Source organism: Streptomyces termitum, from assembly GCF_014650175.1.
Lineage (GTDB): Bacteria > Actinomycetota > Actinomycetes > Streptomycetales > Streptomycetaceae > Streptomyces > Streptomyces termitum.
This window is the reverse complement of sequence record NZ_BMUL01000008.1, coordinates 1-18,223: the sequence shown is the minus strand read 5'-3', so window position 1 is coordinate 18,223 and position 18,223 is coordinate 1. Positions and strand designations below refer to the sequence as shown.

At 75.1% G+C, this 18,223-nt stretch carries 13 protein-coding genes and 1 pseudogene; 4 read left to right on the top strand and 10 right to left on the bottom strand.

Going from position 1 to position 18,223, the window contains the following annotated elements; all coding sequences use genetic code 11:
* Positions 1 to 11: 11 nt before the first annotated feature.
* Together IE219_RS16690 and IE219_RS16685 are read left to right on the top strand one after the other, a co-directional pair.
* Complete coding sequence (locus tag IE219_RS16690; RefSeq protein WP_189978069.1) at positions 12 to 1,946, top strand: ABC transporter permease; 1,935 nt, start codon at positions 12 to 14, stop codon at positions 1,944 to 1,946.
* Positions 1,947 to 1,963: 17 nt separating this feature from the next.
* The gene (locus IE219_RS16685) at positions 1,964 to 2,632 is read left to right on the top strand and encodes a pyridoxine/pyridoxamine 5'-phosphate oxidase (protein WP_189978067.1); all 669 of its coding nucleotides are present in this window, start codon (positions 1,964 to 1,966) and stop codon (positions 2,630 to 2,632) included.
* A 32-nt stretch (positions 2,633 to 2,664) separates the two neighbouring features.
* On the opposite strand, the gene IE219_RS16680 is transcribed toward IE219_RS16685, so the two are convergent.
* The 6 genes from IE219_RS16680 to IE219_RS16655 all read right to left on the bottom strand — a co-directional run bounded on the left by IE219_RS16680 (position 2,665) and on the right by IE219_RS16655 (position 9,398).
* On the bottom strand, positions 2,665 to 2,874 hold the full coding sequence (locus IE219_RS16680; RefSeq protein WP_189978065.1) for a hypothetical protein: 210 nt from the start codon (positions 2,872 to 2,874) through the stop codon (positions 2,665 to 2,667).
* Between the two features lie 297 nt (positions 2,875 to 3,171).
* Complete coding sequence (locus IE219_RS16675; RefSeq protein WP_189978063.1) at positions 3,172 to 3,390, bottom strand: hypothetical protein; 219 nt, start codon at positions 3,388 to 3,390, stop codon at positions 3,172 to 3,174.
* Positions 3,391 to 3,629: 239 nt separating this feature from the next.
* Positions 3,630 to 4,640 (bottom strand): methylmalonyl Co-A mutase-associated GTPase MeaB, encoded by a 1,011-nt coding sequence (gene meaB, locus IE219_RS16670; protein ID WP_189978061.1) that lies wholly within the window; start codon positions 4,638 to 4,640, stop codon positions 3,630 to 3,632.
* Positions 4,641 to 4,643: 3 nt separating this feature from the next.
* Entirely contained in the window at positions 4,644 to 6,812 is a 2,169-nt protein-coding gene (scpA, locus tag IE219_RS16665; protein WP_189978059.1) for a methylmalonyl-CoA mutase, read from the bottom strand.
* Positions 6,812 to 8,626 (bottom strand): methylmalonyl-CoA mutase subunit beta, encoded by a 1,815-nt coding sequence (locus tag IE219_RS16660; protein WP_189978057.1) that lies wholly within the window; start codon positions 8,624 to 8,626, stop codon positions 6,812 to 6,814. The genes scpA and IE219_RS16660 overlap by 1 nt, the downstream gene beginning before the upstream one ends.
* 124 nt (positions 8,627 to 8,750) lie before the next feature.
* Positions 8,751 to 9,398 (bottom strand): class I SAM-dependent methyltransferase, encoded by a 648-nt coding sequence (locus IE219_RS16655; RefSeq protein WP_189978055.1) that lies wholly within the window; start codon positions 9,396 to 9,398, stop codon positions 8,751 to 8,753.
* A 248-nt stretch (positions 9,399 to 9,646) separates the two neighbouring features.
* Here IE219_RS16655 and recQ point away from each other — a divergent pair, with 248 nt between their 5' ends.
* Positions 9,647 to 11,764, top strand: coding sequence for a DNA helicase RecQ (gene recQ / locus IE219_RS16650; RefSeq protein ID WP_189978053.1), 2,118 nt, complete (start codon positions 9,647 to 9,649; stop codon positions 11,762 to 11,764).
* A gap of 79 nt (positions 11,765 to 11,843) precedes the next feature.
* On the opposite strand, the gene IE219_RS16645 is transcribed toward recQ, so the two are convergent.
* Genes IE219_RS16645 through IE219_RS16630 form a run of 4 tightly spaced genes read right to left on the bottom strand, consistent with a single transcriptional unit; the run spans position 11,844 to position 17,353 of the window.
* Positions 11,844 to 13,151 (bottom strand): MFS transporter, encoded by a 1,308-nt coding sequence (locus IE219_RS16645; protein WP_189978051.1) that lies wholly within the window; start codon positions 13,149 to 13,151, stop codon positions 11,844 to 11,846.
* Positions 13,138 to 14,901, bottom strand: coding sequence for a condensation domain-containing protein (locus IE219_RS16640; protein WP_229849807.1), 1,764 nt, complete (start codon positions 14,899 to 14,901; stop codon positions 13,138 to 13,140). The genes IE219_RS16645 and IE219_RS16640 overlap by 14 nt, the downstream gene beginning before the upstream one ends.
* The gene (locus IE219_RS16635) at positions 14,898 to 16,238 is read right to left on the bottom strand and encodes a DUF6271 family protein (protein WP_229849806.1); all 1,341 of its coding nucleotides are present in this window, start codon (positions 16,236 to 16,238) and stop codon (positions 14,898 to 14,900) included. Before IE219_RS16635 ends, IE219_RS16640 begins: the two co-directional genes overlap by 4 nt.
* Positions 16,220 to 17,353, bottom strand: a complete 1,134-nt coding sequence (locus IE219_RS16630; protein WP_229849805.1) for a phytanoyl-CoA dioxygenase family protein — start codon at positions 17,351 to 17,353, stop codon at positions 16,220 to 16,222. The genes IE219_RS16635 and IE219_RS16630 overlap by 19 nt, the downstream gene beginning before the upstream one ends.
* 466 nt (positions 17,354 to 17,819) lie before the next feature.
* Between IE219_RS16630 and IE219_RS16625 the strand changes: the two are divergent.
* Positions 17,820 to 18,223 (top strand): annotated as a pseudogene (locus IE219_RS16625) (hypothetical protein); the annotation flags it as partial.

The window sequence follows — 18,223 nt, the reverse complement described above, 5'->3', positions numbered from 1 at the left end:
AGGATCTCCCGATGAAACGAGCAGGCGTACGAACCCCGGGGGCGCGCCCGCCCCTCGCGCTGGCCCTGCCCGCGCTGCTGGGCGTGGCCCTCCTGGCCCTCCCCCTCGTCGGGATCCTCGCCCGGACCGAATGGGGCGCCCTCGCCGGCCACCTCACCTCGCCCGGCACCGTCGAGGCGCTGAAGCTGTCGCTCCTCGTCTCCTTCTGGGCGCTCGGCCTCTCGCTGCTCCTCGGAGTGCCGCTGGCCTGGCTCCTCGCCCGGGTCCCCTTCCGCGGCAAGGCCCTGGTCCGCTCGCTCGTCCTGCTGCCGATGGTGCTGCCGCCGACCGTCGGCGGCGTCGCCCTGCTGCTCGCCTTCGGCCGCCGCGGACTCCTCGGACCGTGGCTGGAGCGCACCTTCGGCCTCACGCTCCCCTTCCACACCTCCGGCGCCGTCCTCGCCGCCACCTTCGTCGCCATGCCCTTCCTCGTCATCAGCCTGGAGGGCGCCCTCGGCGGACTGCGTCCCCGGTACGAGGAGACGGCGGCGTCCCTCGGCGCCTCGCCGTTCCGGGTCTTCCGCACCGTCACCCTGCCGATGGTGGCCCCCGGCGTGCTCGCCGGAGCGGCCCTCACCTGGGCCCGGGCCCTCGGCGAGTTCGGCGCCACGATCACCTTCGCCGGAAACCTGCCCGGCACCACCCAGACCCTGCCCCTCCAGGTCTACCTGCTGCTCCAGGACGAGCCCGAGGCCGCCACCTCCGTCTCCCTGCTGCTCCTCGCCATCGCCCTCGGCGTCCTCATCGCCCTGCGCGGCCGCTGGACGGGCACCCCCGGCGGACGGAGCCCGCGCGCCACCGCCCCCGCCGAGGAACCGGCCCCCGCGCCCGCCCCGGCGGCGGGGGAGGGGAAGACCGCCCCCGGCACCGGCCGCTGGGCGCTGCACGCCGAGGTCACCGGCTTCAACCAACTCGTCCTGGACGCGGAACCGGGCACCGGCATCGCGGTCGTCGGCCCCAACGGCGCCGGGAAGACGACCCTGCTGCGCGCCCTCCTGGGCCTCACCGACCGCTCCCACGCACGGCTCCGGCTCGGCGGCCAGGACGTCACCGCCCTGCCCCCGCACCGCCGCCGCGTCGCCTGGGTCCCCCAGGACGGCGCCCTCTTCCCCCACCTGTCGGCCCTCGCCAACACCGCGTACGGGCTGCGCGCCCAGGGCGTCGGACGCGCCGAGGCCCGCCGCGAGGCACGGGCGTGGCTCGACCGGCTCGGCGTCGGCCACCTCGCCCACCGCCGCCCCGCGCAGCTCTCCGGCGGTCAGGCCCAGCGCGTCGCCCTCGCCCGCGCGCTCGCCGCCCGCCCCCGGCTCCTCGTCCTCGACGAACCGCTCGCCGCCCTCGACCAGACCACCCGCGCCCACGTCCGCCACACCCTGCGCACCCACCTCGCGGGCTTCGGCGGCGTCTGCCTCATCGTCACCCACGACCCGGTCGAGGCCGTCTCGCTCGCCGACCGCGTCCTCGTCCTCCAGGACGGCCGCGCCCTCCAGGACGACACCCCCGCCGAGGTCACCCGGCACCCGCGCTCGCCGTGGGTGGCCCGCATGCTGGGCCGCAACGCCTGGCCCGGCACCGCGACCGCCGACGGCCTCGCCCTCGACGGGGGCGGCACCCTGGTCGCCGCCGAACCGCCGCCGCCCGGCACCCCGGCGCTCGCGATCGTCGCGCCCGAGGCGGTGTCGGTGCACCGCGAGAAGCCCGCGGGCAGCCCCCGCAACGTCTGGCCCGGTACCGTACGGGAGATCACGAGCAGCGGCAGCCGGCTGCGCGTCCTGGTGACCTCCGCCGAGGCCCCCGACCTGGTCGCCGAGATCACGCCCCAGGCCGCCGCCGAACTCGGACTCGCCGACGGCGTGTCCGTCTGGACCAGCGTCAAGGCCACCGAGACCACCGTCGTCACCCTCTGACCTCCCGGGAGGACCCCGTGCCGGAGAACGATTCCCCGACCGTCCGCGACCGGCTGCGCGGCATCCAGGTCTTCGCCCGGCCGCTGCCCGGCTTCGACCCGGAGGGGGCACCGGCCGAGCCCTCCGCGCTGTTCCTGGAGTGGCTGACGGAGGCCGTCGACGCCGACGTGCCCGATCCGCACGCCATGACCCTGTCCACCGTCGACGGCGACGGGAACCCCGACGCCCGCGTCCTGATCCTCAAGAACGCGGACGCCTCGGGCTTCCAGTTCGCCTCCCACGCCGCCGGCCCGAAGGGCACGCAGCTCGCGGGCGCGCCGAGGGCCGCGCTCACCTTCTACTGGGCGGAGTTCGGCCGCCAGGTACGGATCCGGGGCGCGGTGGTCCCCGACACGCCGGAGCGCTCCGCCGCCGACTTCCTCGCCCGGGGGGCCACCGCCAGGGCGGAGGCCCTGCTCGGCCGGCAGAGCACCCGGCTCACCGACCCCGACGCGGGCGCCCGCGCCCTGCGGGAGAGCCTGGCCCGCATCGAGGCGGACCCCGGTCTCGTCGACCCGGACTGGACGCTCTACACCGTGGTCCCCGACAGCGTCGAGTTCTGGCAGGCCGTCGCCGACCGCGCCCACGTCCGCCTGCGCTACGAGCGCGGCGCCGACGGCTGGCGGCGAGGGCGGCTCTGGTCCTGAGCCCGGGGCGGAGGATCAGGCGGGCGGGGGAGTCACGTCACTTCCCAGGTGCAGCAACTCGTGTGCCCGGCCGGGGCGAAGCAGTGCTCGGTGTCGAGCGCGTGCGGGGGGCCGGACATCTTTCCGCACGCCGGACCCGCCGTGAGGGAGGTCTCGCCGGTCCGGACGTTCCAGGTGAGCCAGAGGTCGATGTCGTCGCCGACTCCGGCGACATGGTCCTCGTGCCCGCCATCGGCGAACACACACCGCGCGATCTGCCCGCCGGGCGTCCATGTCGTCACTGCGCACCACATGCCGCCGACCCTACCGACTTCCGCGGCACCGCACGCCCCGTTCGCCGCAGCCGACCCCCGCACACCTCCGTGAACGGCCCCGACGCCCTTCCATCGAACGAATGTCGGAAGCGCGGGGCGGCAGCGTCGGTGGTGACGGATGCCGGGGCGGAGGGGCCGCCGGACGCGGAAGGCGCTCCGCCCGGCACGTCGCCCCCGCGCGGCCGGCGTGCGTGCGCGGGCCGCGCGGGGGCTGTGGCGGTGCGGCTACTTCGCGGTGTTCAGGGCCGCGAGGGCCTGGGCCCAGCGGGCGTACTTGAGGTTCGCCAGGTCCGCGACGGTCTTGACGCCGAACGCCTCCTCCAGGAGCTCGCCGTCCCGGTCGGAGACCCCCTTCAGGGCGGCGACGGGTGCGGCGAGGATCTCCGGGAGGCTCTTGTCCGCCCATGCGGAGTCCAGCACCTTGTCGAGATCGATCGAAGCCATGACGTACCTCCGGCAACCGAGAGGCGCGACCCTCGCGCCTCTACACGCTTGTAGAGGATAGGTGGAGACGCGCCCCCGACAGGGTGCGTGGGCGGTTCTCCGCCAAGATCGTCCGAAACCGTGCGGGAGGACGGGCGTGCCGCCGCCGGGCCCGCGCCCCGGCCCTCCCGGGGCCTCGGGGAAGGCCGGTGCCGGCGGCGCGGACCCCGCCCGCGCCGCCGGCACCGATGACCACGACCTCAGGCCCCGTCCCCGGCCCGGCTCCCGCCCGCGTCCTCGCCGAACGCCCGCAGGATGCTCTCCGCCGCCAGGGTCGCCGTCAGTTCGCCGTCACGCAGGCGGCGTTCGACGTCCGGCGCCAGGGAGCGGACCGCCGGGTGGGAGTGCAGGCGGGTGAGGAGCTCCTCGCGGACCATCGTCCAGGCCCAGTCCACCTGCTGGTCGCGGCGGCGGGCGTCGAGGCGGCCGGTGGCGTCCAGGATCGCGCGGTGCTTCTCCAGCCGCTTCCACACCTCGTCGAGACCGGTGGACTCGCGGGCGCTGCAACTCAGCACCGGCGGCGTCCACGCGGCCTCCCGGCCGTGCATCAGCCGCAGGGCGCCCGCGAGTTCGCGCGCGGCCGCGCGGGCGTCGGCCGTGTGGGGACCGTCCGCCTTGTTGACCGCGACGACGTCCGCCAGCTCCAGGACGCCCTTCTTGATGCCCTGGAGCTGGTCGCCGGTGCGGGCCAGGCTGAGCAGCAGGAAGGAGTCGACCATGTTCGCCACGGCCGTCTCCGACTGGCCGACGCCGACCGTCTCCACCAGGACGACGTCGTAGCCCGCCGCCTCCATCACGATCATCGACTCACGGGTCGCGCGGGCGACCCCGCCGAGCGTGCCGGCGCTCGGCGACGGCCGGACGAAGGCCGCCGGGTCCACCGCCAGCCGCTCCATCCGCGTCTTGTCGCCGAGGATCGAACCGCCGGTACGGGTGGACGACGGGTCGACGGCGAGGACCGCCACCCGGTGCCCCAGACCGGTCAGCATGGTGCCGAAGGCGTCGATGAACGTCGACTTGCCCACCCCCGGCACGCCGCTGACCCCGATCCGCCGGGCCCGGCCGCTGTGCGGCAGCAGCCGGGTCAGCAACTCCTGGGCGAGCGCCCGGTGATCGGGACGGGTGGACTCCACGAGGGTGATGGCGCGCGCCACCAGGGCGCGCTTCCCGTCCCGTACGCCCTTCTCGTACGCGTCGATGCCGAGGGCCATCGGCTACAGCCCGTGGCCCAGGCCGGCGGCGAGCCGCCGCACCAGATCGGCCGCCGCGTCCGGGATCACCGTGCCGGGCGGGAAGACGGCGGTCGCCCCCATCTCCAGGAGCGTCGGCACGTCCTGGGGCGGGATGACCCCGCCGACCACGATCATGATGTCCTCCCGGCCCTCCGCCGCCAGCTCCTCCCGCAGCGCCGGGACGAGCGTGAGGTGACCGGCCGCCAGCGACGACACGCCCACGACGTGCACGTCCGCCTCGACGGCCTGCCGGGCCACCTCGGCCGGCGTCTGGAACAGCGGGCCGACGTCCACGTCGAAGCCCAGGTCGGCGAAGGCGGTCGCGATCACCTTCTGGCCCCGGTCGTGCCCGTCCTGCCCCATCTTGGCGACCAGGATGCGGGGGCGCCGCCCCTCGGCCTCCTCGAAGGCGTCGACCAGGGCCCGGGTGCCGTCCACGGAAGGCGACTCTCCTGCTTCGTTGCGGTACACGCCGGAGATCGTACGGATCTGGCCCGCGTGCCGTCCGTACACCTTCTCCAGCGCGTCCGAGATCTCCCCGACGGTCGCCTTGGCGCGGGCCGCGCGCACGGCCAGCTCCAGCAGGTTCCCGTCGCCGTCCGCCGCCCGGGTGAGGTCGTCGAGCGCGTCCCGGCAGGCCCGCTCGTCCCGCTCGGCGCGCAGCCGGCGCAGCTTCTCGATCTGCTGGGCCCGCACCGACGAGTTGTCGACCTTCAGGACCTCGATCTGCTCGTCGCCGTCCACCCGGTACTTGTTGACGCCGATGACCGGCTGGCGGCCCGAGTCGATCCGGGCCTGGGTACGGGCCGCGGCCTCCTCGACGCGCAGCTTCGGGATGCCCGCGTCGATCGCCCGCGCCATGCCGCCGGCCGCCTCGACCTCCTGGATGTGCCGCCAGGCGCGCCGGGCCAGGTCGTGGGTCAGCCGCTCCACGTACGTGCTGCCGCCCCACGGGTCGATGGTCCGGGTGGTGCCCGACTCCTGCTGGATGAGGAGCTGGGTGTTGCGGGCGATCCGGGCCGAGAAGTCCGTCGGCAGAGCCAGCGCCTCGTCGAGCGCGTTGGTGTGCAGCGACTGGGTGTGCCCCTGCGTCGCGGCCATCGCCTCCACGCAGGTGCGGGTGACGTTGTTGAAGACGTCCTGGGCGGTCAGCGACCAGCCCGAGGTCTGCGAATGGGTGCGCAGCGACAGCGACTTCGGGTTCTTCGGCTCGAACCGGTCGACCAGCTTGGCCCACAGCAGCCGGGCCGCCCGCAACTTGGCGACCTCCATGAAGAAGTTCATGCCGATCGCCCAGAAGAACGACAGCCGGGGCGCGAACGCGTCCACGTCCAGCCCGGCCTCACGGCCCGCCCGCAGGTACTCGACGCCGTCCGCGAGCGTGTACGCCAGCTCCAGGTCGGCCGTCGCCCCCGCCTCCTGGATGTGGTACCCGGAGATCGAGATCGAGTTGTAGCGGGGCATGTTCCGCGAGGTGAAGGCGAAGATGTCGGAGATGATCCGCATCGACGGCTTCGGCGGGTAGATGTAGGTGTTGCGGACCATGAACTCCTTGAGGATGTCGTTCTGGATGGTCCCGGCGAGCTTGTCGGCGGAGACGCCCTGCTCCTCCGCCGCCACGATGTACAGCGCGAGGACCGGCAGCACCGCGCCGTTCATCGTCATCGACACCGACATCCGGTCCAGCGGGATGCCGTCGAACAGCTGCCGCATGTCGTAGATCGAGTCGATCGCCACGCCCGCCATGCCGACGTCGCCGGTCACGCGCGGGTGGTCGCTGTCGTACCCCCGGTGCGTCGGCAGGTCGAAGGCGACCGACAGGCCCTTCTGGCCGGCCGCGAGGTTGCGCCGGTAGAAGGCGTTCGACTCCTCGGCCGTCGAGAAGCCCGCGTACTGCCGGATCGTCCACGGCTGGTTGACGTACATCGTCGGGTACGGGCCCCGCAGGAACGGCGCCGTCCCCGGGAACGTCTCCAGGAAGTCGAGGCCCTCCAGGTCGCGCCCCGTGTACAGCGGCCGGACCGGGATGCCCTCCGGCGTCTCCCACGGCTCGGTGCCGCCGGCAAGCTCAGCGGCGGCCCGCCACTCCTCGGGGCCGCCGGACGGGGACGGCGTACCGAGGCCGATCCCGGTGAAGTCGGGGATTCCCATCAGGACACTCCCATGCGGTCGAGGGTGGCGGAGAGGACGGCGACGGCGTCGCACCCCGCGAAGACGTACGAATCGACACCGGCGTACGCGCCGGGCCGGCCGGCCAGCGCCACGTGCCCGGCGCCCGCGGCGCGCAGCGCGGCCGCCTCGGCCTCCGCCCGCTCCGCGTACACCGCGTCGCTGGAGCACAGGCACGCCTCGGCGGCCCCGCTGTCGGCGAAGGAGCCCTCGGTGACCGGCTCGACGCCGCCCGCCTGGAAGAGGTTGGCGGCGAAGGAGAGCCGGGCGGTGTGCGCGGCGGCCGGGCCGAGCGCGGCCAGGAAGACGCGCGGCCGGGCACCGGTCGCGGCCAGGTGGGCGTCCGAACGGGCGCGCAGCGCCTCGAACGCCTCGTCCCGCCGCACCCGCGGCAGACCCCCGCCGGGAGCGGCCGGAGCCGGCTCGCGGACCACCGGCTTCTCCGCCAGGTGCGGGAACTCGCTGACCCCGGTCACGGGCTCGCGGCGGGTGGCCAGCCGGGCGGACCGGGCGGCCCACACCTCCGCCAGCCGCTCGCCGGTCCACCCCGAGCGCAGCGCCCGCGCCTGACCGCCGGCCCGCTCGGTCTCCTGGAAGAAGTCCCAGGCCGCGCGGGCGAGCTCGTCGGTCAGCGACTCCACGTACCAGGAGCCGCCCGCCGGGTCCACGACCCGGGCCAGGTGCGACTCCTCGACGAGGATGGTGGAGGTGTTGCGCGCGATCCGGCGCGCGAACGCGTCGGGCAGGCCGAGCGCGTGGTCGAAGGGCAGCACGGTCACCGAGGCGGCGCCGCCGACCCCGGCCGCCAGCGTGGCGACCGTGGTGCGCAGCATGTTCACCCACGGGTCGCGGGCCGTCATCATCACCGGCGAGGTGACGGCGTGCTGGAGCTGGGCCCCGGCCGCCGGGGCGCCGCACGCCTCCGCGACCCGCGCCCACAGCCGGCGCGCGGCCCGCAGCTTCGCGATCGTGAGGAACTGGTCGGCGGTGGCCGCGTAGCGGAACTCCAGCTGGCCGAGGGCCCGCTCGACGTCCAGCCCGCCGTCGGTGAGCGCCCGCAGATAGGCGACGCCGGTCGCCAGCGAGGCACCCAGCTCCTGCGCGGCCGAACCGCCGGCCTCGTGGTACGGCAGGGCGTCCACGGTCAGCGCCCGCAGCTCCGGGTAGGTGGCGGCGAGCCGGGCCAGCGCGACCGTCGAGGCGAAGCCGTCGCCGTCGTACGCGGCCCCGGTCCTGGCCTCGGTGCCGAGCGGGTCCGCGCCCAGGTTGCCGCGCACCGCCTCCGGGGCGACGCCCCGGCGGTCGTACAGCGCGAGCAGCTCCTGCGCGGCGGCCGAGGTCTCGGCGCCCGCGTCCAGCACCACCGGCGCCAGGTCGAGGTAGACGTCCCGCAGGGCGCCGTCGAGGGCGTCCAGCGGGATGCCGCCGGGTCCGGCGGCCAGCCACAGCGAGGTGGCGCCGTTCTCCAGGTCGGTGAGGATCGCCCCGGCGTCCGCCGTCGTGTGGCGCTGCCGGACGTCCCAGCCGCCGTCGGTGGTGCCCGTGGCCCGCGCGGAGCGGACGAAGGGGGCGAAACCGGGGAAGCCGGGGTCGGGCGCGCCGTCGGCGGCCGTGTACAGGGGGCGGGCCCGCAGGCCGTCCTCCAGCGCGGTCGACAGGACGGCCTCGGCCTCGTCGGCGGGAACGTCCTTGCCCGACCGGCTCAGGACGCCCGCCGCGAGGCGCTGCCACTGGGCACGGGTCGCTGCGGGGAAATCGGCGGCCAGCGAGAGGCCGTCGTCAGGCAGCACAGTCATGCCCGGAGCCTAGGTCAGCCGCGCAAAGGAGCAGCAGCCCGATCAGCTGTGACCTTGGCCTCTCCGGGTCGCCCTTGATCCATCGCACCGGCCGTGCATGGTGCCGGACGGACCGTGCCCGGGGTCACGCACCGGCGGTCCGCCGCCGGCAGTGCAGGAAGACGTGCGGCTCCGGGACCGCGTCCGGATGGTCCGGGGTGAACAGCGTCTCCTCGCTCTCCAGCACGTCGAGACCGGCCTCCTCCGCCACCGCGACGAGGTCCGCCGCCGCGAAGCTGCTCACGCGCACCGGCTGCCCCATGAAGACCGCCTCCACGCCCTCCACGTCCAGCGGCACGGTCGCCAGCACCAGGTACCCGCCCGGCCGCAGCGCCCGGACCAGCCGCCGGACCGTCTCCCGCTGCTCCTCCCGGTCGAGCTGGAGCAGCGAGAAGTAGACGCAGACCGCGTCGAAGGAGGCGTCGTCGAGCGGCAGCGTCCGGATGTCGGCCCGCCGGAAGGAGGCGTCCGGCACCTGCCGGGACGCCAGCTCCACCATGACGGGGGAGACGTCCACGCCCAGCACCTCGTGCCCGGCCGCCGCCAGGGTTCCGGCGGTGGGCCGGCCGGTGCCGCTGCCCACGTCCAGCACCCGGCTGCCCGGCGCGAGCCGCCCCAGCAGCCGCTCCAGCGAGCGCCGGTGCGCCTCGGAACCGGCGAACGCCTCCTCGTAGGCGGCGCCCAGCGCGTCGAAGACGACGGCGGCGGGCGGTCGGGGCTGCGGGTCGGTCACGGGGTTCCCTCCGGTACGACGGGGCGGTGCGCGGGGTCCGACGCACGGGCATCGTTCCACCGGCGGGGAGCCGCTCACAAGACGTCCGCCCGGCGCGTCACGACCGGACGGAGACGCCGTCCCGACCTCCCCTCCCCGCCCCTGTCCACATCACCCGAACGAGGGATGGGGAAACGCCGGAGCCGGAGCTTCTCCACAGGAATCGGCGGGCGGCCCGGAGCGTCGGTGCGGGCGGATAGGCTTTTCGGGTGGCACTCACCGACACTTCCCCCGCCCCCTCCTCCGGCCCGGCCCCCGACGGCCCCGACGGCTCCTCCGAGGCGCTGGAGGTGCTGCACCGGATCTTCGGCTACGGCTCCTTCCGCGGCGAGCAGCAGGAGATCATCGACCACGTCGTGGGCGGCGGCGACGCCCTCGTGCTCATGCCGACCGGCGGCGGCAAGTCGCTGTGCTACCAGATCCCCGCCCTGGTGAGAGAGGGCACCGGCGTGGTGATCTCCCCGCTGATCGCCCTCATGCAGGACCAGGTGGACGCGCTCACCGCCCTCGGCGTCCGGGCCGGCTTCCTGAACTCGACCCAGGACCCCTACGAGCGCCAGGCCGTCGAGCAGGCCTTCCTCGCCGGTGAGCTGGACCTCCTCTACCTCGCCCCCGAGCGGTTGCGCACCGAGGGCACCCAGCGGCTCCTCGACCGGGGCACCGTCTCGGTCTTCGCGATCGACGAGGCGCACTGCGTCTCCCAGTGGGGCCACGACTTCCGGCCCGACTACCTCGGCCTCTCGATGCTCCACGAGCGCTGGCCCAAGGTGCCCCGGATCGCGCTCACCGCCACCGCCACCGAGGCCACCCACGGCGAGATCGCCACCCGCCTCGGCCTGGAGGAGGCCCGGCACTTCGTCGCCAGCTTCGACCGGCCCAACATCCAGTACCGGATCGTCCCCAAGAACAACCCGACCCGCCAGCTCCTCGACCTCCTGCGCGCCGAGCACGCCGGGGACGCGGGCGTCGTCTACTGCCTCTCGCGCTCCTCGGTGGAGAAGACCGCCGCCTTCCTCGCGGAGAACGGCGTCGACGCCGTCCCGTACCACGCGGGCATGGACGCCGCGACGCGCGCCGCCAACCAGGCGCGGTTCCTGCGCGAGGACGGCGTCGTGGTCGTCGCCACCATCGCCTTCGGCATGGGCATCGACAAGCCCGACGTGCGCTTCGTCGCCCACCTCGACCTGCCCAAGTCCGTCGAGGGCTACTACCAGGAGACCGGCCGCGCCGGCCGCGACGGCGAGCCCGCCACCGCCTGGCTGGCGTACGGCCTCCAGGACGTCGTCCAGCAGCGCAAGATGATCGACGGCTCCGAGGGCGACGAGCAGCACCGCCGGGGCCTCGCCGCCCACCTCGACGCCATGCTCGCGCTCTGCGAGACCGTCGAGTGCCGGCGCGTGCGGCTCCTCGCCTACTTCGGCCAGGCGTCCGGGCCGTGCGGCAACTGCGACACCTGCCTCACCCCCGCCGAGTCCTGGGACGGCACCGTCCCCGCGCAGAAGCTGCTCTCCACCGTGTGGCGGCTGGCCCGCGAGCGGCGCCAGAAGTTCGGCGCCGGGCAGATCATCGACATCCTCCAGGGCAAGAAGACCGCCAAGGTCATCCAGTTCGACCACGACAACCTGTCGGTCTTCGGCATCGGCGCCGACCTCGGCACCGCCGAGTGGCGCGGCGTCGTCCGCCAGCTCCTCGCCCAGGGCCTGATCGCCGTCGAGGGCGACTACGGCACCCTCGTCCTCACCGAGGCCAGCGGCGAGGTCCTCGGCGGGCGGCGGCAGGTCCCGATGCGCAAGGAGGCCGTGCGGGCGGCGGCGCCCCGCAAGGAGAGCGGCGGCCGCAGCGGCAAGGCCCGCGTCCCCGTCGACCTGCCCGCCGGGTCCGTGCCCGTCTTCGAGGCGCTGCGGGCGTGGCGCGCGGCGACCGCCCGCGAGCAGGGCGTGCCCGCGTACGTCGTCTTCCACGACGCGACCCTGCGGGAGATCGCGACCACGCTCCCCACGACCGTCGCCGAGCTCGGCACGGTCGGCGGGGTCGGCGAGGCCAAGCTCGCCAAGTACGGCGAGGGCGTGCTGGAGGCCCTCGCCGGGATCGAGGGCGCGGCGCCCGCCCCCGCGGCGGAGGAGCCCGGGGCCCCGGAGCGGCGCGAGACCCCGCGGAGGCCCGCCGTCCAGGAGAAGGCCCCGGTCCGGGGGAGGTCCGCTCCGGCGAAGGCGGCCCCGGCCGCCGGGGAGCGCCGGACGGCCGCCGCGCAGGCCGCCCCCGCCGCCGGGGACGAGCCGCTGTTCTTCGACGACGAGACCGAGCCGTCCTGGGACGACTGGGAGTGAGCGCGGCGGGCCCCGGCCGGACGCGCCGTCCGGCCGGGGCCCGGCCCCGTGGTCCCGCTTCCGCGTGGCTCCCGCTGCCTCAGGAGGCCGCGGGTTCCACGGCGGCGGCCTGCCCGTCCCGGGGCACGGCCCGCGCGGTCTGCGGAGCCGCGCGGGTGAGCCCCCGGATGGCCGGGACGCAGAGCATGGCCGCCAGCAGCACGAAGGAGACCGCCGAGGAGAAGAGCAGCACCCGCTCCGCGCCGAAGGACTCCGCCGCGGGACCGGCCAGCGCCCGGCCCAGCGGGATCACCATGATCGACCCGGCGATGTCGTACGCGGAGACCCGGCTCAGCACCACCAGCGGGATGTGCGACTGCACGCTGGTCGCCCACATCACGCCCCAGAAGGCGAAGCCGCAGCCCGCGATCACACCGGTCGCGGCGGTGAGGGCGAAGTTCCAGCCCAGCGCCGGGGCCAGCGGGTTCAGCACGAAGAAGAACATCGCGCACACGCCCGCCACCAGCGGCCGGCGCGGCCGGACCCGCATGCCGAGCAGACCGCCGACGATCGTGCCCAGACCGTCCGCCGACGCGATCCAGCCGTAACCGGTGGCGCCGTGCTGCTCGGTCAGGAGGGCCGCGCCGAGCGGCACCGAGGGGCCGAAGACGAAGAGGCCGTACACCGCCCACAGCGAGATGACGCCCCACAGCCAGGAGCGGGAGCGGAACTCGTGCCAGCCGGTGGCGAGCCGCCGCCACATCGGCGCGTCCTCCTCCTCGCCCTCCTCCTTCGCGCCGGAGAGGTGCCGCAGCGGCAGCAGGCCGCCCGCGCTCACCGCGTAGGCCGCGGCGATCACCAGGTAGGAGCCGGCCGTCGTCCAGTACGCCACGAGGAAACCGGCAAGGCCGGGGCCGATCAGGGTGCTCAGCGACTCGGAGATCCGCAGCAGCGCGTTGGCCCGCTGGATGTCCTCGGCGACCTGCGGCACGATGCTCGCCAGACCCGGCTGGAACATCGCGGTCGCCGCGCCGCTGACCGCCATCAGGGCCATGATCTGCCAGAGCTCGACGCCGCCGAGCGCGAACAGCGCGGCCATGGCGAGCATGGTCACCACGCGGGCCGCGTCGGCGCCGACCATCATCAGCTGCGGGGTGAACCGGTCCGCGAGCACGCCGCCGAAGAGGATCAGCAGCACGATCGGCGCCATCCAGGCGGCGAGCGCGTACCCCACCCCGCTCGCGCCGAACCCGGCGGCCAGGATCGAGGTGGTCACGGAGACCATCAGCATGCCGTCGGCGAGCAGCGACGCGCTGCGGGCGGTGAAGAAGAGCCGGAAACGACGCGACCGCCACGGGCTGGGCAGTGCCCCGGACCCGTGTGCCGCGGCGGTGTCATCGGTGGTCATGTCGTATCTCCCGGCTCCGGCCGGTTCCTTCCCTGAGAATCCGCTGCGCCGCGGCGGACTGCCGCGGCGGGCCCTCGACGAACACGTACCGGTGCGGGGCCAGCACTCCGGGACGTCCCGGCAGCAGGCGCATCAGCGCCTCGTGGGCCTGGACCGGCGTCGGCCCGGCCTCGGGCCGGGAGCGCGGGTCGGCGCCGATGAGGGCGGTGAGCCGGGCCCCCTCGGGGGTCTCCTCCACGACGACCTCCACCGGGCAGCCGCCCAGCGCCTCGGAGAGCGTCCCGGCGACGGCCGCCGGGGAGACCCAGCAGCCGTCCACCAGGGCCCACCCCGGGCCGCGCTCGACCGGCCGCACCCCCGTCACCGCGGTCAGCGCGGGCGCGCCGAGCGGCAGGTCGTCCCCGGCGACCGCCTCCAGGAGCCGGACCAGGCCGGTCATCAGCTCCTCGGCCGCCGGACGGGGAAAGAGCGCGGGATCGGCCCAGGTGGCGAGGCGGAGCACCGGCTCGGTCTCGTACACGAAGGTCAGCAGCCGGGTGGGCAGCGACTGCCCGGCGCCCCAGACCAGCTCGCACTCCGGCGCGTCCGCGTCGGGGGCGGCGGCGCCGGCGAGGGTGCTGGGCAGGGCGCTGATGTCGTTGAAGACGGCGTCACGCGTGAACTGGCTGCCGCGCTCGGCGGTGACCCGGCCGATCAGCGCCCACAGGTCGAGGGCGTCGAAGCGGCTGTGCCGGTACGCGTTCATCGCCGCGCCCCACGCCTTGGCGAGGAGCGCGTCGAAGGACGGCGCGCGGACGTCGAGGTCGAGCAGCGCGTCCTGCGAGAGGGTGCTGACGGAGCGGGCCAGCTTCGGCAGGAAGCGGTTGGAGGTCGGCACCGCCGCCACGCAGACGGACTGCCCGGCCCGGTGGGCGGTGAGCACGCACCAGGCGGTGAGCAGCACCGTGTTGGGCAGGGCGCCGGTGCGGCGGGCGGCGGCGGCGAGCGCCCGCGCGCCGCGCGCCGAGCGCAGGGTGAGGCCGGGGGTGTCGGTCTCGGTGCCCCGGGCGCCGTCCTCGGCGAACATCGCCTGCGGTCCGGTGCGCAGGATCCGCTCCCAATGGGTCAGCGAGGCGGCCGACTTGCGGCGTCCGGCCGGGCTGTTCTCCTCGGCGGCGAGGTCGAGCGGGGTGAGCGAGGAGACCGGCGGCAGCACCTCGCCCGCCAGCAGGGCGAGCCATTCGTCGCGCAGGACGCCGAGGGCGCTGCCGTCGGTGACGGCGTGGCTGGCGGCGAGGGCGACGCGGACGGGCCGGCCGGCGCGGGCGAGGATCCGCAGCCGCAGCGGGAAGTCGAGGTCGAGCCGGAAGCGGGTCTCCCGGGCGGCGCGGGCGACCGCCTCCGCGTAGCCGTCGACGTCCTCGGGGAGCACGTCGTGGTCGAGGACGGTGACGGTGAAGCCGCCGTCCGGGGCGACGACCTGCTCGGCGGGGACGGCCCCGGTGCCGGCGTCGTACGGGAAGGTGGTCCGCAGCGCCTCGTGGCGGACCGCGAGGGCGGCGAGGGCGTCGAGGGCCCGGTCCATGCCGGTGCCGTCGGGGACCGGCCACACGTCGTGGATGTTGATGCTGTCGGGCTCGTCCCGCAGGATGCAGCGGATCATGTTCGCCTGGCCCATGGTGACGGGCCCCCGGCGCGCCCCGCCGCCCGTGTAGCGGACGGTGACGGTGCGGGCCGCGGTCACCCCGTCCGGGGCGAGGACGCCGCTCACGGGGTCACGGCCGGGGCGGTCCGGGGGCGCGGGAGGTGGTTCACGGCGGTGCCTTTCGCATGCGCGGTCAGGGAGCCCCAGGCGTCGGTGAGCAGGGCGAAGTCCGCCATGTCGGCACCGGCTTCGGCCAGGAGCCGGTCCCGGCGCCCGGCGAAGACGTCGGCGGCGGCGGCGTACCGGCCGCCGAGGGAGCGGTAGCGGCGGTCCAGGACGTCGAGCCGGGCCGCGCCGTCCGCCGGGTCGGCGGCGGCGCTCGCGCGGGCGAGGCCGGCGACGGTGCCGGGCCGGACCAGGCCCGCCGGGTCGAGGAGGTCGTCGCCGGCCGCCGCGAGGCCCGCGTACACCTCGTCGAGGCGGCCCGCGGCGAGCAGGTACTTGGCGAAGCGGATCTGGTAGGCGAGGAAGCCCTCGTCCGAACGCCGTTCCCGCGTGTAGTAGTTGACGATGTGCCGGTTGTGCAGCACGCCGGGGAGGCGGGCGTGCCGGACCAGGTGCAGGAGGAAGTAGTCGGTGCCGATGGTGTCGGTGGCGGGCGGCAGCGGCACGCGCGCGTACACCTCCCGGCCGAGGGCGACGTTGCACATGTCCACGCGGTTCGGGGCGACCAGGGACAGCGTGGTGCGGTCGGCGGTGAACGGCTCGGTGCCGCCGCCCCGGAACGCCTCGTCCACCAGGTGGCGGCGCCAGATCTCCGGGGTGCCGGCCGGCAGCGAGAGTCCGACGATCTCCTGGTACGCCTCCGGGTCGAGGGCGCGGATGCCGTCGACGTCCACGGACGGCTCGCCGATGAAGGAGGCGCCGACGAGGGCGACGGGCCGGTCGGCGAGGGAGGGGTCGAGCCGGGCGCGGGTGACGGCTCCGGCGACCTCGGACGCCGGGCGGCCGAGCGCGGCCAGCTCGTGGTGGATCGGGAAGACCGGTGTGCCGTCGAGGAGTTGGTAGCGGCTGTCGGAGTCGCGGCGGTGCACCGAGGAGCAGCCGAGGGCCTCGGCGACCAGGAAGGCGCGGTTGGTGCAGGCGCCGTACGACACGCCGTCGGGGAGCAGGAGTTCCAGCAGCCGGTCCGGCTCGCCCGCGCCGGAGGCGGTGACGGCCGCGCGCAGGAAGGCGCGCTGCTCCGCCTCGTCCAGGTGGTGGACGACGACGCCGGGCGCGGGCGGCAGCGCGGCCACCGCCGCCCGGTGGGCGGCGAGGTCGGCGGGGGCCGAGGAGTCCAGGACCAGCAGGTGCACCTCGGCACCGGACTCCCGCGCCCCGTGGGCGGCTTCCTCGGCGACGGCCGCGATCGTCGGCGTGCAGGCGCGGTTGGTGGGGAGGGTCAGGCAGACGCGTCGCACGCGGGCTCCCCGGTCGGCGCGGCGGCGGGCTCCGGGGCGGCGCCGGCCTCCTCGTGCCAGGAGGTGAGGCCGAGCAGGCGGCTGCCGAGGGGGGTGAGTTCGGCGGTGGGGTAGCGCTGGGACTCGTGGAGCACGGGGTCGCCGACGAGGGTGCGGTTCCAGCGGGGGGTGCGCAGGTGGCGCCAGGACTCGACGCGGGAGCGGCGCAGCTTCTCGTGTTCTTCCAGGGCGGGCATCATCGAGAGGTACTGGACGGCGCGGACGCCGTTCTCCGAGGTGTTGCGGGCCACGCCGTGGGCGAGCAGGCCGTTCCAGATGAGCAGGTCGCCGGGGTGCAGGTCGGGGCGGACCACGGGGTACTCGGCGCGGTCCAGGTCCGGCCGGATGGGGTCGCGGTCGCCGGGCTGGAGGGTCTTCCACTCGTCGAAGCGGCGGAAGAGTTCGGGGCAGCACTGGAAGCCGCCGGTCTCCGGGCTGGTGTCGTTGAGGGCGATGATGCCCTGGACGCGCTGCGGCGGGACGCCGAGGGTGGTGTCGATGTCCCAGTGCAGTTCGATGTCGAAGCCGCGGTCGGTGGGCTCGATGAGGGCCCGGTCGCGGTTGCGGACGTTCGGCGGGTTGAGGTTGAGCCGGTCGAGGGTGGTCCAGAGCTCCTCGCAGTCCCAGACGTCGACGAAGGCGTCGTAGACCCGCTGGGACTGCCGGCTGTTCCACAGGAGCTGGTGGTGGTAGGCCTCGACGAAGCCGTAGACGTGGAGCTGGCGGTCGAGCGCGGAGCGGAACGGGCGGTCGGCGTACCAGCCTTCGGGGTCATCGGGGCTGAGGTTCTGGAAGTCCCAGGTGAAGTCGAGGAGTTCGCGGGCGTCGGCGGCGGGTATCGCCTCGCGGACGATGACGTAGCCGTACGTCTGCCAGTGCGCGAAGTCCTCCTCGGAGAGGACGCGCAGGGGGCGGGTCTTCTTCAGTTCGCGCAGGGTCGTGGCGGCGAGGTAGGCCTCGCCGTCGTCGCTGAGGTAGGGGCGCTCGGTCGCCGCGCGGTGCAGGCGGGGGATGCGCGGGCGGCGCGGGAAAGCGGGCGCGGTGGCCGGGGCCGGGGCGGTGGCGGGCGTCGTCAAGGGTTCCTCCGGACGGGGTTCGGGCGGTGTGCGGGCGTGGGGGGGACGGGCGCGGCGGAACGCGCGGAGAGTGCGCGCGGCGGGACGGCGCGGGCACGGCGACGGTGGGGGGACCGCGGAGGACGAGGGAAAGAATTGGTGTAGACCATGTGCGGTGTCAAGTGACCCGTCGGTATGCCCCGCGTGTCGGCCAAACGCCCGAAAACAGGCCCCTGACATGCCTGTTGACCTCCCTTTCGTGGTCTAGACAACTACCGCTCGACTGTCCTAATGTCCCCCCTGCGCAGTGCCGGATCCGACCCGACCAATCGGCCCGGCGTGACCGCTGCGCCCCGGTCGACGGCGACCGCGAGCGTGGCCCCGGGCCCGTCGCCGCGCCCGTGTCCGCACCGGCCCGGAGGGCGGGACGACCCGTGCCCGCGCACCGCCGCAGACCGACCGTCCATGCCGAGAGGGAACGGTTTCCATGAGCACACCCAGCGCCACCGCCACGACCCCGCCCGTCCCCGTCCTGAAGAATTCCGGGCCGGGTCTGGTCACGCTGGATCCCGTCCACACCGCGTTGCTGCGGGGTCTCGACGGTCTTCTCAGTGGTCTCGCCGTCCGGCTGGCGGCTCCGGAGGTGACCGGGCCGCCGCTGCTGGCCGCCGAGGGTCTGGCCAAGCTGGACTACTTCCGCAACTTCCCCCATCTCGGCCTCTCGGCCGGACGGTTCGCCCCCGACGCCTATGACGGCCTCGCCGCCGGCCAGGCACCCGGCGACCGCGCCCTGGAGCCGACGGGGCATCTGCTGCCCTCGGCGACCTGTTACGGGCTGCTGCTCTCGCTGGAGGGTGCGGACGTGGGTGAGGAGGGGCTGCGGCTGTCGGC